At 71.7% G+C, this 15,322-nt stretch carries 5 protein-coding genes; all 5 read right to left on the bottom strand.

The genetic code is table 11. The features are described 5' to 3' along the window. Positions 1-119: 119 nt before the first annotated feature. Genes AC07AZ_RS09565 through AC07AZ_RS09545 form a run of 5 tightly spaced genes read right to left on the bottom strand, consistent with a single transcriptional unit; the run spans position 120 to position 15,152 of the window. Complete coding sequence (locus tag AC07AZ_RS09565; protein WP_478845555.1) at positions 120-2,378, bottom strand: UvrD-helicase domain-containing protein; 2,259 nt, start codon at positions 2,376-2,378, stop codon at positions 120-122. Continuing rightward, on the bottom strand, positions 2,375-9,037 hold the full coding sequence (locus tag AC07AZ_RS09560) for a DEAD/DEAH box helicase (protein ID WP_478845553.1): 6,663 nt from the start codon (positions 9,035-9,037) through the stop codon (positions 2,375-2,377). The genes AC07AZ_RS09565 and AC07AZ_RS09560 overlap by 4 nt, the downstream gene beginning before the upstream one ends. 60 nt (positions 9,038-9,097) lie before the next feature. Further along, positions 9,098-10,174 (bottom strand): AAA family ATPase, encoded by a 1,077-nt coding sequence (locus AC07AZ_RS09555; protein WP_478845551.1) that lies wholly within the window; start codon positions 10,172-10,174, stop codon positions 9,098-9,100. Then, positions 10,171-12,024, bottom strand: a complete 1,854-nt coding sequence (gene drmB, locus AC07AZ_RS09550; protein WP_478845549.1) for a DrmB family protein — start codon at positions 12,022-12,024, stop codon at positions 10,171-10,173. The genes AC07AZ_RS09555 and drmB overlap by 4 nt, the downstream gene beginning before the upstream one ends. Further along, positions 12,021-15,152, bottom strand: a complete 3,132-nt coding sequence (locus AC07AZ_RS09545; protein WP_478845547.1) for a helicase-related protein — start codon at positions 15,150-15,152, stop codon at positions 12,021-12,023. Before AC07AZ_RS09545 ends, drmB begins: the two co-directional genes overlap by 4 nt. Positions 15,153-15,322 lie beyond the last annotated feature (170 nt).

Here is a 15,322-nt window from a genome sequence, read left to right as displayed (position 1 = left end):
CCCCGGGCAGAGGCGGGGGCAGACGAGTCGGGCTGTACGCCGGGGAGAGTAGTGCGTTCCCCGAGGCTGCGGGCCTCCCACTGCGTCCGTTGCTCAGAAGCCACACGAGATCGCTCTCCTCAGTAGGTAGCGGCAGTGGCTACCACGCCTCCGACCAGCGGGCTGGGTTCACCGTGCCAGACGATGGTGAGCGCGTCCCTGGCCCGTGTCGCGGCGACGAAGAGCAGTGATCGGGCCCGCTTGCACTCCGCCTGGTACCGGGCCGGGTCGGTGCGACGCAATGCCTCCACGGAAGCCCTTGGGACAAGACCCCTTTGCACACCCGCGATGACCATCCGCTGGTATTCAAGCCCCTTGAACCGGTACATCGTGCCGATGTGCACACCCTCGTCACCCCGAGGGCCATCGGCCGTGATTTCGGTGGACACGATGCCGTTCTTTGCCAGCCGGACCGCCACTTGGGTCACCATGTCGTTCGTCGGGACGCACACCGCGATGTCCTCACGACGGATGTCGTGCCAGGCCTTGATCTGCTCGGTGATCGCGTCCAGTTCATCCTCGGAGGAGTCGGTGCGTCGCACCACCGGCTCGCTCCCGTACAGCACCGAGCGGTAGCCGGCCAGGGTCTCCTCGTCGCCGTCCAGATCGTCGTAGCGCTCGTCGCCAAGCACACGGAGGGCGGACTTGAGGATTTCGCGGGTGGTCCGGTAGCTCAGGGTGAGCTTGGCGGAGCGGCCGCGAATGTGTACGCCGAGGCTGCCCAAGGTGACGCGATTGTCATAGATGCGCTGGTGGGTGTCGCCGACCAGGAAGATGTCGTCCGGCCCAGCGGCAACCATGGCCCGCAGCATCTTCCAGTGGGCGGCGGCCAGGTCCTGGGCCTCGTCCACGACGATGTGCCGGTACCGATGCCGCTGCCAGGCGCCCGTTGCCGACTCGGCGTGCACGTTGCCGAGACCACCGCGCTCCTCTTTGTCCCGCGCCGCCGCCTCGATCCGTGCCGTGCGTTCGATCTCCAGACGAGCGGCCCGTTCAGCGACCTGGCGGTGGGTCTCCAGGTTCTTCTCGTCGAGTCTCTGGGTGAACCTTTCGGTCAGCTGCCAGATGTCGGCCCGGTCCGCGCGGGTGATGCTCCTGCCCCGTCCGGCTCGCCGTGCCTTGAAGTATCCGGCCCGGGAGTTGACCGCCTGACCGAGGATGACCTGGGTCCACTCGTCCATCAGGAATTCGGCGTCCCACCTGGTCTCGCCGGTTTCGAGCAGTATCTGCCGCCACTCGTTCAGAGCGCGCGTGTCATCGATACGGCTCTTGACGCTGCCTGGGTCCGCCTCCCGTACCACCCGGGTCGCCACCTGGTCGACGTGCGCGATCTCCACCCGGGCCACGGTCTCGGGGCCACCGAGCGCCAGCAGGCGCGCGCGCAGGTCCGCAGCCAGGTTCTTGTTGAAGGTGGTGAGCAGGATCTGCTTGCTGTTGCCGGGGCCCAGCCTGTCCACGAGGTGCTTCACCCGGTGCAGGGCGACAATCGTCTTGCCGGTGCCGGGACCGCCGCCGACCCGGGCCGGGCCTGAGTACCGGCGGGTCACGAGCCGCTTCTGGGTGGGGTGAAGGAAGACCTTCCATCGTCCGAAGTCACCCTCCTCGATGATGCTTTCGAGGTCCTTGTCCGTCGTGATGACCGTGGTGTCGGTGCGCTCGGCCGCCGCCTGGTAGTCCTCCGGGTCGATGTCGTTGACCTCGACCGGTCTGGTGACCTCTTCGAGAACCTGCTGATACGGGGTGTCGCGCAGCCGCAACAGCACCTCGCCGGTGTGCCGCGGGGCGTACTCGACGAGGCCGAGCAGTTCCTCGTCTGAGGTCAGCCGGGCGACGACCGGGATGAGGGGTTCCGCCACGCCGAGCTCCACGAGCTGTTCCGGCGTGACGTCGGCGAACAGCGGACGCTCCCGCACCGGCTGGGGCGTCGCAGGGGTCGAGCGGGACACCGGCGGGCGTCCCTTGCGCAGCACACCGGACTCGACGATCTCCAGGTCGACGTAGTCGATGCTGCCGGTGACCTGGTTGATCCCGTACGAGAGACGGTCGAGGTTCTCGTACACGTGCCCCCGGTGCTTGACCGCGACCAGCAGCCACTCCGACTCGCTCAGGTGCAGCAGGAGGGCCCGGTAGTCGGCGTTGACGCGCGCGGAGTACAGGCGGTCATGGCCTTCGAGCTGCTTCAGCCGCAGGCTCGGGTGGCGGGGGTTGGCCCGGAAGTCGTGCTGGAACTTGTAGACGGCACCGACGATCGCACGGTCGAGCTTGACGATCTCCCGGTCGGTCTTCTCCAGCAGGCGCAGCGTGACCTTGGTCGGTGCGGCGGGGGTGGGCGTGGTCATCGTTCGTCTGCTCCCGTACGGTCCGTTCCGGCGATACGTCGTGCGAGGTCGGTGGGGTCCCATTGGGGGGCGGTCCGGGCGTCCCAGCCCGCCGTGGCGAATGCCGCGTCGCGGTCGGCCGCCTCGTAGTCTGGGCCGTCGTGCTCACCCGCGGCCAGGACGACGGCCGCTTTCGCGGCGGGCCAGGCCAGTTCGGCCTGCCAGCCGGAGTCGTTCAGCTCGTGGCCTGCCTCGGCCGCTGGTACGCCCATGTCGGCGAGACGGCGGGCGAGGTCGAGCAGCCCCGGTTCCTCCTCGTCGAGGAGGGGCAGAACGTCCTCCCAGGCAGCGTCCCTGGCCACCCGGGGCTGCCCGCCCGCCTGTCCTCCCACGCCCGCGGCGACCGAGAGCTGCGCGGCGTCGAAGAGCGGCAGCTCACTCGCGGCCAGTTGCCGGGCGTCGCCCTCGCCCTCGGCGAGGAACTGGATGAGGTTGCCCCAGTACAGCCAGGCCTGCCAGCGGTGCTGGTGGGCCGCCGGGTCCCTGGTGACGGCCTCGGGGCTGTCGTCCACGACGGCGAGCGCGGTCCAGGCCGCGGCCACGGGGCCCGGCGTCATGTCGACCGCCAGGACGAGCGGGCATCCGCTCGCGTCGGCCACGCGCACCACCTGGACAGGCCCTTGAGCACCGGGCGCGTCCTCCCCGCGAAGGTGCTCGTTGATCCGGGTGGCCGCGTCCTGCACGGTGGTGGCCGTCCGAACCGCTTCCGGCAGCGCGATCAGACCGGACAGGGCGGCCTGAGTGCGCAGTCGCCACCGCCGCAGATCGGGATCGGCGAGGAACTTCAGCAGGGTGACCACCGGGTTCTGCCAGACCGTGTCGCGCAGCTCACGGGGATCGCCGCCGTACTGCCCCTCGAGGACCTGTCCCGCTATCCGCATGGCGTTGTTCTGGTACGGCTCCCAGGCCGGCCGGTCGGAGGCGGCCTTCTCCCCGTCCCAGCGGGCCAGGTCGGTCCAGGTCAGCTGGAACACGATCCAGCCCTCGGCACGGAGGCGGGCCCGGCGGGCCGCGTCCTCGGCGATACGGTTGTGGTCGGCCGAGGCGTGGTACTGGAAGCCGTCGAGATAGACCGCGACGCGCAGGGGTTCGGCGTCCAGCCTGCGGATGACGAAGTCCGGGCGGGTCCAGCCGAGGTCCTCCTGGGGTTTGATCTGCCAGTGGACGACGGTTCGCCCGTCCGGCGCGGTGAGCCTGAGGTCCGTGGCGATGGTGCCGGACGGGTCCTGGGCGTGCCGGACGCTCGCCTGGGTGTCCTTGCGGCGGGCCCAGGCCACGAGGCCTTCCAGGAACCGGGCTTCGAGTTCGCTCTCCACCTGGCGCCCCAGGGGGATCTCATGGGTGGCGGCGACGGGGGCGATCTGCCAGCCCTCGACCGCGTCGCCCAGGACCTCGCGCAGCATGCCGAGCGCTGCCACCCGGCTGACGTGCGCGTACTCAGTGCCCGAGACATGTCGTAGCAGGCAGCGGTGGCAGGCCGCCTTCCCCTCCTCCGTGCAGGGACAGGTGTCGATGCGGTGACGTGCCGCCACGAGGACGTCCCGGAAGGTGGCGGGGTCGGCCAGGCGGTGCAGATAGCCGGTCCCGCCGGGGAGGGTGTCGTACACCACGAGGAAGCGCCGCCGGATCTCGCCGCCGCCGGACTGGTCGGGCATGGAGGCGACGACCGCCTCCAGGTGGTCGGGGTTGCCGCCGTAGGTCTCGGCGATGCCCGCCCGCAGCAGCGCCTTGAAGGAGGACAGCCGCTCCTCCACATGGGTCGTGGCGGCGGGCAGCAGGATACGCAGGGCCTCGGTGTGCAGTTCATGGGCGAGCAGCAGGGAGACATCGCTGTCCGGGCGGCCCCGGCCCCGGAAGCGCGGGCACCAGGGCCGGTGATGGGACCGGTCGGGACGGCGGGCGAGAGACGGGCTCAGGGCGTCCGGGGACTGGTCGGGCGCGGGCCGCCCCTTCGCCGTGGCGCCGCCGCACTGGGTGCACACGTAGAACGGGTTGAGCCGGACGTCCTCGCCCGCGAAGGAGTCGGTGGCCGGGACGTCGAAGCGGGTCTGCCCGAGGTTGAAGGCCCGGACCGCGGCCCGTCGGCTGAAGTCCCAGCCGAAGGTGGCCTGTTGGTGCCGCCACGCGGACTCGATGTCCTCGGTGGGGATGTCCACGGCCGTGACGACCGTGTAGGTGAGCCTCTCGCGGTCGTCGGACTCGTCCCTGACCCGGGCGTCGTCGCGCCGGTCCCGGGAGGTGACGCGGGTGGGCTGGAGCACCCGGTGCAGACAGCCGCGGTCGCCGATGGCGGTGCCGTGGCAGCGCGGGCAGGCGGTCGTGTCGTCCTCGGCCCGGTGCGTGCGGACGTAGCCGCAGCTGGGGCACACCCGCCACACCAGCCACTTGGGGCGTTCGGCACTGCCTATGTCCAGGCCGGAGACCCGGTGCTTGTACCCCTTGAAGTAGAAGAGGTTCCCGGGCGCGTAGTCCGTGAGGGCCAGCCGGGCCGCCCGCTCATGGCTGACGACCTTGCTGTCGTAGGCGGTGGTCCCGTCCTCGCCCTCCTCGGTCCAGGTGAGGGTCGCCTCCAGTTCCGTGCCACCGTCGACCAGGCTGTAGTTGGGCAGCAGGCCGAGGTCGACCAGGGTGCCGTGGGCGCTCTCCCGGCCGATCTCGGCGAACCGGCGGGCGACGGCCGCCCGTTCGGCGCGCAGTTCGCGGTCCTGCCGGACGTGGTCGGGGTCGCCGGCGATGAGCTGGGAGCGGGCCTCGTCGATCGCGGTGAGGCGGCCGCGCAGGTCGGCCAGGCGCTCCTCCCAGGTGGCTGCGGCTCGTTCGACGGCCGGGCGCAGTCCTTCGGTGGCGAAGGAGTGCAGAGCCACGGCTGTCTCCTCGTCCACGGCGGCCACGTCGTCCTCGTCCGTGAAAAGGTCCAGGAACTCCTCCACGAGGTGTGCGCCCCGGGCCAGGGCGGCGTCGGTGAAGTCGTGCAGCCATCCGGTGTCGCCGAACAGCGTGGAGGCCAGTCGGGGCAGCGGGAGAACCTCGGGGGCGCCGTCCTCGTCGGGGCCGCGCAGCAGGCCGCGGGCCGCGAGGTCGACGAGGCGGGCCACGTACTGGCGGCGCAGGATCTCGGCGGCCGACAGGTAGCAGCCCGGCGGGTGGATCTCACCCGCGATCATCTGCCGCGGCTCCTGCAGGTAGTAGAGGTCGCGCGGGCCGCGGTCGACGAGGGTGAGGAGGTAGGCGTTGCCGCTTGAGCGTCCGGCCCGGCCGACCCTCTGCACGTAGTTCGCGGGGCCCTTGGGCAGGGAGGCGAGCACCACGGCCGACAGGGCGCCGATGTCGATGCCGAGTTCGAGCGTGGGGGTGCAGGACAGCACATTGGGGTCGGTGTAGTGGGTGCCGCGCCGGAACTCGGCCTCGACGGTCTCCCGTTCCTTCCGTGTGAGGGCGCCGGTGTGCTCGGCGGTCACCACGGTGTAGGCACCGGTCTCCCGGTACAGGCGCCGGTAGTAGTCCTTGGTGTAGTCGCGCAGACGGGCCACCGACTCGCTGCCGGGCTCGGCGGCGCCTGCGAGCAGTTCGCCGGGGCACTGGTAGCGCGGGCAGGGCTGGCGGTGCCAGTCGTCCAACTGGTCGGGGTGGACCGTCTGCTGCCAGGAGCAGACGGGGCAGCGCGCGTACGCGTCCCCCACGATCTCGTCGGCGAGTTTACGGACCCGGATGTGGCCGGGCTGGAGGCCGTAGACCCGGGTCGCGCCGTCCTTGGCGGTGTGGACGCAGAGGATGCCGGCCTCGGCCAGGCGGGGCAGCAGGGTGCGGACGAACTCGGCGGCCGCGTCACGGGGCAGGCCCAGACAGCGCGTGGTCCAGTCCTGGTACCAGTTCTGTGCCGAGCCGAGGGTGTCGAACTGCGTCTTGTCCTTGGCCCGGTCGAGGAGGAAGGCGGGTGCCGAGATGCCGGGCGGGAAGGCGGGCATGCCCGACGGCCGCCCGCCCCACACCAGCCACCGTCGCACTCCGGCCTCGTCGAGCCAGGGATCGAGCCAGCGGTGGCGTACGGCGCCCCGGATGCGCAGCCGCTCCAGGATGCCGCGGACGTAGCCGCGGAAGCGCTCCTCGTCCGGCACGGTGCCGTCCGGCAGAGCCACCAGAGCCGGAGTCCGCTGGAGCAGGTCCCGGACGATCTCGGTGGCCTGCCCGGGGTCGGGGAGGTCGACCTCGGCCGCGGCTGTGCGGGTCAGTTCCAGGGTGCGGCCCTGGCGGGAGCGCAGGCCGAATTCCAGGACGGCGGCGAAGGACAGCCGCTCGCCGACCAGCTCCCAGGTGGCGCGGCTGCCCTTGCTGCGGCCCGACAGCAGCAGGTCCACGCCGTGGATGTCGTGCAGGGCCGGGGGCGCTACGGCGGCGAGGACGTCACGGTCGACGACCTCGGCCAGACAGTCCGCCACGATGTCGTTGAGCGGCCGCGCGGCCTCCTCGTCCAGTTGGTCCGCCAGCAGGGCGCGCAGGGAGAAGTCGTAGGCCCGGTTGGCGACGAAGCCCGCGCGGTGGGCGGCGTCCTGCACGGAGTCGTTGAACAGCAGCGTGCGCCGCTCCGGGCCGGGCGCCAGCTCACCGCCGGTGAACAGCTGGGTGATGGAGGCGGCGGCCAGGGGGGCGAGTCCGCGGCCGAGGAAGCGGATGGCGTTGCCGGTGGCGCAGTTGGGGCAGCGGTCGTCGGCGGCGGCCTGGTCGTTCATCAGGTCGACACGGACGAACGCGGCGTCCCGGAGCCCCTTGGCGGCATGGACGCCGTAGGCATCGGGCCGTTCGAAGTCCTTGTCGGGGTCGATGGGCCGGATGCGGCCCTGTTCTCCGTCGAGGACGAAGACCGAGCCGCGCCGTCCCGTGTCCTCGGCGGGGGCGAAGGCGGACCGGTGGGCCTCGGCGACCGTGGCGGCGATCAGGGTGCGCACCAGCCGCTTGTCCCTGCTGAGGGATGCCTGCCGGATCTTCGCCGGGCTCATCTCCAGTTCCGCGCGGTCGTGTTCGCGGGAGAGGGCCGCCCAGCCCGACCGTCCGCACTGTCGGCAGTGGACGGCGGGCAGGAAGACGTTCGCCGGCGGCACGGCGGAGTCGAGGGCCGCCGCTGCCTCGGGCTCGTCGGCCACGGGGCCCTCGCCCGTGCCGGTGGACGCCGTCTGTTCCTCTTGGGGCCGGTCCTCGTCCCAGCGGAACTCCGGCCTGGGTCCGATGCCGCGCAGCACGCGCGAGACCGACCGCACCCACTGGTGGACCTCCACCGTCAGCAGCGGTCGCGGCCGTTCCGCCGTGCTGTCCGGGCCCTGCGCCACGGACAGGAGGGCGATGAACCGGGACAGGGCCTGCGCGGCTTCCTCGGGCTGCTGCTGGACGGCCATGCCCCAGTGGTAGGCGTAGCGCGGCAGCGCGTCCATGATCTCGGTGCGGGTCTTGGGCCGTCCGTCGAGGATTTCGAGGACGGCCGCGGTGAGCCGGTGGGTACGCAGGATCTCGCCGAGTTCGACGGGGGTCGGCGGGCGGTCGCGGCGCTCGTCGGGCCGCCGGGTGAAGGCGTCCACGAGGCGGTCCATGGCGTCGGGGTCGCGCAGGGGATCGCCGAGGGTGATGACGTCCTGCGGGGCCGGGAAGGGCAGGGTGAAGTCCGACTTCCCGGCGAACTGCTGGACGGTCATACGGTCCTCGCCGACCACCGAGTCCGGGCCGAACGGCGTGCCGAAGACCTGGGCCGCCACGTCGAGGATGGTGCCGCCGCCCTCCGCCGCCGGCAGGTGCAGGGCCCCCGTCACGGCGGGAGCGCTCTCGCCGAGGGTCGCCGAGGTGGCGACAGGGCACACGTCGCCGAGCGGGCGGCCGGGCCGTGCCTTGCCGGTGGCAGCGCCGAGCCGTCGCATCAGCATGGCGACGTCCGTGCCCTGGGCGCCGTCGTAGGTGTGGAACTCGTCGACCACGACGTAGGCGAGGGCTTCGTCCTGCCACAGCGGGATGTCCTCGGCGCGCTGCAGCAGCAGGTCCAGCATCTTGTAGTTGGTGATGAGGATGTCGGGCCGCCCGCTGCGGATGCGCGCCCGGTCCGTCTGCACGCGCGCGTAGCCGGTGGCGGGCTCGTCGCCGATGTAGAGGGCGGCTGACACGTGGGCCAGACGCGGGTCCCCCAGCTGCTCGTTGAGACGTTGCGCCTGGTCGGTGGCGAGCGCGTTCATCGGGTACAGGAGGATCGCCTTGACGCCGTCGCGACCGGCCGCGCGCTCGCGGCGGCAGTGGTCGAGCACGGGCACCAGGAAGGACTCCGTCTTGCCCGATCCGGTGCCGGTGGTGATCAGGGTCGGCTTGGCGGGCCTGCGCAGGGTGGACAGCCGCTGCCAGGCCTGCGCCTGGTGCCGGTAGGGCTCGAAGCCTTCGGGCACCCATTCGAGAGTCGACTTCCAGGCGTTTCCGGCCGGTTTGAAAGGCGTGCGGATCCGCAGGTACGGGCCGCGGAAGATGCCGTCCCGCTCATGCCGCAGAAAGTCCTCCAGCGCACGCCGTTCACCCTCGTCCGCGAGGGCGAACGTGGTGGTCAGGTATTGCGTGAGGCTGTCCCCGACCTGTTCGGCGGCGAGAGTGGGGCGCACCGGGTGACTCCTTGTCCTGAACGACGGCTGGTACGAAGTCTCCTATACGGCTACGACAGCTCATATGGCGCGAACCAGCAGGTCGGCCGGGATGCCGGCGACCGGCGGCGGTTCCCGGTCCCCCTCGTACCCGAGGTGCACCTCTTCCCGCGCGCGGGTGAGGAGTACGTAGTACGTCATGCGCAGCGCGGCCGCCCCCGGGTCGCCGCTGTCGGTGTGGACGTCGGGCACGAAGACGCTGTCGAACTCCAGCCCCTTGGCGCTGGCCCGGCTGATGACGCGGATCCCCGGCCGCTCCAGGTCGAGGGTGCGGTGGCGGCCCTCGGCGGCGGCACCGACGTACACCTGGGAACGCAGCCGGGGCGCGATGCGCTCCAGGTGTTCGTGCAGGGCGAGTTGCTGCCGTGTCGTGCGCAGGACCACGCCGATGGTGCGCTGCGGATGCCGTTCGGCGTGCGCGACGAGCTGGGACACCAGGGCACGCTGGTCGGCGTACCGCCACAGCCGGGGGACGGGCCCGGTACGGGACGGCAGGGGCGGCGGGGTGGCTCCGGTGTGGAAGCGGGCGGCGAGGGCCGCGACGGGCCTGGTCGAGCGGTAACCGGTCGTGAGCTCGTGGCGGGCGCAGTCCCGCAACGCCGTGCTGATCTCGTCGAGGGTGGACTGGGTGTCGGTGATGCGCTGGCACTCGTCGGCGAAGACGGTGACGGGAACGCCGAGCAGTCGGCACAGCCGGTAGAAGGGGCGGGGCAGGTCCTGCCCTTCGTCCACGACGACGGCGAACGGCTCGCCCGGCTCCTCCACCGCGGCGAGGGCGAACAGTTCGGACCAGTCGAACCAGTCCTCGGCCGCCTGCGGGGCTCCTTCGCCGGTACGGGCCCGGTGCCAGGCCTGGATCCACGCGTGCACGGTGGAGATCTCGACGTCGCCGTGGGCCGCCAGTGTCTGGCGCAGCAGGTTGGACCGGGTGAGCAGATGGACCCGTACGCCGGTGAGGGCGAGCAGGCCGGCGCGCTGGGCGGCGAGCACGCTCTTGCCGGAGCCCGGCGGCCCGGTGACGAGATGGTGTCCCTCGAACGGCAGGTCGCGCAGCAGGTCCTGCTGTCCCTCGCTGAGGTCCAGGTACGTCAGCGTCACCGGTCGCCGTCCTCGATCTCCCGGACGGCGAGCTGCCGGGCCACCGTGATGACGTCCTCGAAGTAGCCGGGGACGCCTGCCCCGCCGACGAGAAGCACCCGGTCGAGCAGCGCGTTGCCGGTCTCGCAGCTGGTCTCGGGCAGCAGACAGCAGGCGTGGCAGGCCGCGCGGTTGAGGTTCGCGTAGCCCTGTCCGCTGTGTTCCGCGCACAGCGGGTCGGCGGAGCACCAGGCGGCGGCCTCGGTCAGCCGCAGCAGGGTCTCGGCGAGCCGGGGCGGCTCGCCCTGGCGGACCAGGCCGCCGAGGGTGCCCTCGGCGTCCCCCGCGGCGGTGTAGACGAGAACGCCCGCCTGCGCGCCGCCGCCGGACCGGGCGTACACGCGCTCGCGCAGGGAGGCTGTGGAGTACCCGGACTCGAAGGAGAGCTGCCGGACCAGGAGGTGCGCGAGCGTGTGCAACAGGATGAACCGGGGCAGGAGTTCGGGCCCGGTGAGGGCTTCGAGCCGGTCCTTCTGGAAGGCCCGGTCGAGGTCGTCCCGGAGCCCGCGCACCCGGTCGCGTACGTTGCGGTCCCGCTCCCACGAGGCCAGTCGGCGCTCGTCGAGGGCCAGGAAGACACCCTCACCGAACACTTCGACAGCGGGCAGCCAACGGGCCCGTCGGCCGGTGTCCACCGGGACGAACCTGGCGGTCGGGGTGACCCGGCTGAAGCCCTGGATGGCGCGCACCTCACGGAGCCGCTCGGCCACGACCACACGCGCGACCTTGTCCCGCAGATCGACCCATGGCGCCTCGGTGTCGTCCTCAAGCCCGAGCCCGGCCTCCCGGATGACGAAGTCCCGGGTGGGTTCCGGCGCGGGAGCGATGAAGGCGGCCCATTCCTCGCTGCTCAGGTCCGGATACACCACTCGGTGGGGGTGTTCGCCGGGCCCGTCGGCCGGAGCGCCTGTCTCCTCCGCGAGCAGGGCGTCGAGAAGGGCGTCATCAGCTCCCGTGTCCTCGGTGATCATCGATCGGATGAGCGGGGCGCGCGGGCCGTCGGGCGCCTTGCACAAAGCGAGCCACATGTCGTGGAGGCGGACCTGTTCGGCGAGTTCGCCGTCCGTGGCGGACTCTCCGTTTTCCGGGATGTCGAGGGCCGAGTGGACGACGGGGTAGTACAGGTTGCCGGCGGTGCGCTGGACGATCTGCACGGGCCCCGGGCAGTCCTTGGCCGCTTCGCTCCGCCGCTGCCACGGGTTACGGCCCGTGCACCGCATCCGCTTGGCCCCGAGGACGTCGAGCAGGTCCCGGGACGCGTCACGGCAACCGTCGGCCGTGCACGCCACCGACAGGGCTTCCAGGCCGGTCGCCCGCTCCTCGTACCGGAACCGCAGGTGGTCGCGGTCGGGACAGGTTTCCCGCTGCTCCGGGGTGAGTTCGGAGTGCGCCCAGTACCACCAGTCGACGTCACCGAGATGGCCCGACGGGCAGATCTGGACGAACCGCATCGGGGTGAGCTGCCGTTGTGGCGAACAGCTGCGGCAGCGCGGCGGCTGGCCGGGCCGCTCGTCGGCCACCCTCCAGTGCGTCATACGCCGGCACGCCGGGCAGAACAGCCAGGCGGGGAAGCGGATGTACGGCGGTCCTGCGGCGTCCGGGATGTCCCAGGCGTCGTGCGGGGCGGGCGGCGCCGCCCGGAAGCCGCTGACGCCGAGGCGCGCGGCGAGCCGGGGCGAGGAAACGGCCTGATGGGCGCGGGGCCAGTCGCCGATGCCCGCGGCGACGAAGGACTCGCCCTGGACGTCGAGGACGGCTCCCACTCCGAAGGGCACCACGGTCTGTGCCTGGCGCACCCGGCGGCGGCTCATGCGTCGGCTCCCTTCACCACGACCTGGCATTCCCGGTCGACGTTGCGCATGGAGTGCGGGGTCTCCCACAGCCCCCCGCCGCGGTCGAAGTCGCGCAGCAGGTTGTGCTGCCCCTTGCCCTGGGTGCGGTAGTGCAGGCGCTTGCCGTCGCTCTGCGCCTGCCGCGCCGCCTCCTGCCAGTCCTGGAACAGCCGGAAGAGGTCGTCGCGGACCCCGGGCGCCGCCTCCGGGTCACTGCGCCGGACCCATTCCACGAGCCGTTCCGCCTGGGTGCTCACGTCGGCGACCCGGTCGAGGACGTCACCGGCCGCGTCCTCGGCGCTGAGCCCGAGGCCGTGCCGCACGAGCACCACGAGGGCCGCGTGCAGGGCGCGTCTGCGGGAGGGCACGGACCAGGGCGTGACGGTGGTCGGCTCGACGTGTCGGTAGAGGGCGGCGTGGTACGTGCCGAAGGTCTCGTAGTGTGAACGGTCGCGCGGCTTGGTGGCGTTGAGGAAGGTCACGACGAGTCCGGACACGCTGTGCCGTCCGACCCGGCTGGTGGCCTGGATGTACTCGGCGGTGGCCTTGGGCTGGCCGAGCATCAGCATCAGGGCGAGGCGCTTCACGTCCACGCCTACGGAGAGCATGTTGGTGCAGGGCAGCAGGGAGATGGCCGCCGGGTGGTCCCAGGGCTTCTCCAACCGGTCGAGGACGAGGGGCTGTTCGCTGCGGTCCAGGCTGCTGGTGAGCTCCTGCACCTGCCCTTCGGTGAGCACTCGCCGCTTGGCGACCGGGCCGATGCCGCCGAGTTGGGCGGGGATGTCGTCGGCCGCGGCGGTGACGGTGCGGCCGAGCTCGCGGAGGCTGTGGTGGTAGGCGACGAGGGTCCAGTAGTCGTCGCGGTGCTCCTCGGACAGCTGCAACGGCCCCTGGAGAAGCGTGGCGGCGGTGGCGACGGTGGCCCGACCGGCGGTGTGCCCCTGTGCCATGACCCCGACGTACAGACGGCCGGGCCGTTCGGTGTCGGGCTCGGCGAAGTAGGAGGAGCGCGCGTCCAGGCCGGCGGGCGGGAAGAGCTGCACGGGCCGCCCGTACAGTCTGCGGACCTGTTCGCCGGAGCGGCGGATGGTCGCCGTGGAGGCGACGATCTTCGGACCCTGCTGGGCGGGCGAGCACAGTTGCAGGATGGCCGCCTCGTACAGCCCGACGGTGGTGCCGAGGGGCCCGGTGAGCAGGTGCAGCTCGTCCTGGATGACGAGGTCGGGCGGCAGCGCGCCGCCGCGGCCGAAGAGCCGTCCGGCGTCCCGTTCCCAGGCGAGCCTGGCGAACTTGTCGACCGTGCCGAGGACGAAGGTCGGGGGCTTGTCATAGAGGTGGGCGTCGACGACGGCGACGGGCAGTTCGTCGTGGAAGGCGCAGTCGTCGCGGGGGCAGAAGAACCGGAAGGACGAGGCACGAGCGTCGATGCCGTAGTCGGAGCGGTCCGGGGACTTGCGTTCGGGCACGATACGGGTGCCGCACCAGGGGCAGCGGTCGAGGATGAAGCGGTCGTCGGGGGTGGCGGCGGCACGCACCTCGTCGAAGGCTTCCACGGCCGACTGGTATGAGTTCGGAGTCGTCGCCTCGCCGACCCACAGCCCGATGGAGAACCGCTCACGCCCGAGCGCCACCGGATCGGTCCGCCTGAGGCGTTCCAGGGCGCATACGGTGGTCGCGGCGCGCTGGAACTGCTGGGTGGTCAGCAGCGACAGCGTGTACCGGCTCAGTACGGCGGTCCCGCCGCCCGAGGTGCCGCGCGGCCGGAGCCTGCGCAGGACCATCACGAAGGCGGCGAGCAGCAGATACGCCTCTGTCTTGCCACCACCGGTCGGGAACCAGATCAGGTCGACCGTCTCCCGGTCGGGATGCGTCGGGTCGGCCGCGCCTTCCACCGCCATGAGGAAGAAGGCGAGCTGGAAGGGCCGCCAGGCGGCTGCCGGGTCGGGGGCCGGATCCAGCTGTACGGCCGCACCTCGGGCGTGCCGCTGTCCGGCCTGGTCGGGTTCGCTGTGCCGCATCTGGAGCGCCATGGCGGCGTTCGCGGCACGGAAGGCCCGCCGCAGGTCCTCGTTCTCCTCGGCGCACAGGGCCTGTACGCCGGTTTCCATGCGTTGCACGGCGGTGCTGATCCGCTCCAGGATGCGCCGGGCAGCGGGCCGGGCCGAGGAGGGGACGTCCGTGGCCCACTGACTGTCGCACCAGTCGCGGTAGCCGTCCACGAACTCGGCAAGTTCTTGGTGGAGTTGAGGAACGGGGAGCGTGTCGTCGGCGAGCCGCTCCAGCAGCAGCACGGGTGCCCGCGGTCCCGCTGCCCGCACCGCGGGCACCTCGGTCTGCGGCATCACCTCGGCGTGGACACGAGTCACCCGACCGTCGCCCGTGCGCTCCTCCCGCACAGCGCAGCCATGGCCGACCGCGTAGGTCTCGACGTGCCGGTACTGGAGGCGGAGTTCCTGCTCCTCCTCGTCGCGACTGGCGAGCCGGACACCGGGGTACGGAAGAACCTCCCCGTCGACCGGCTCGACTTCGAGCCCCACCTGGAACAGCATGCTGTCCCACTGCCGCTCACGCTCGGCGGCGCTGAGGGACTGGCGGGGCGCACGGGCCGTGTTGACGAGGGCGACCGTGACCAGTCTGCCGTGTCCGAACGTCCGCCATGTCACCCGGATCTCACCGCGTCCGTCGAATACGAGGGCGCCCGGCTCCCCCGGCTTGAAGGAGCGCGGCTCGGCGGGAAGCGGGATGCGCTGCCAGCGGCGCCGGCCGTGCTCGTCGCGCTCGGTGAGATAGCGGCCGCCCTCGGCCGTGACGCGGAGTTCGGCGGCTGTGGTGAACAGGGACAGACCGAGAGACGAGGGAAGCCAGGAGTTCGCCTCGGGCACGGGGTCGTCCCGTTGGGCGGTGTCCTCCCGCTGGTCCTCCGCGCCCGGCGCGTCGAGCACCTCGGCGGAGAGCGTCAGCTGCCGGTGCAGGTCGGCGTCCTGGGGATAGAGGGTGCCCATCAGGTACAGCCGGTCGGGCGGGGAGGCCACCGTCTCGTGCTCGCCGCGGGCCGGTCCGACGAGCTGCGTGCGTACGAACGTGACGAGTTCTTCTCTGGGTCCCATGACCCCCGCGTCCCCCATGCTGCCCCCTGGTGACCGAACGTACCGGTCCACAAGATCGTATCGGGCATATGCCGGACGACGCGCGCCGGATCGGAAAATCGCTCACATCCAGCCACGCGCGATGAACACAGCGTTCCCGCATCACAGGACCGATTGTCAGTGCCCTGTGC

Source organism: Streptomyces sp. NPDC043878 (assembly GCF_056435735.1).
Note: the sequence above shows the minus strand (reverse complement) of the source record. Positions and strands in the feature narration are given on the sequence as shown.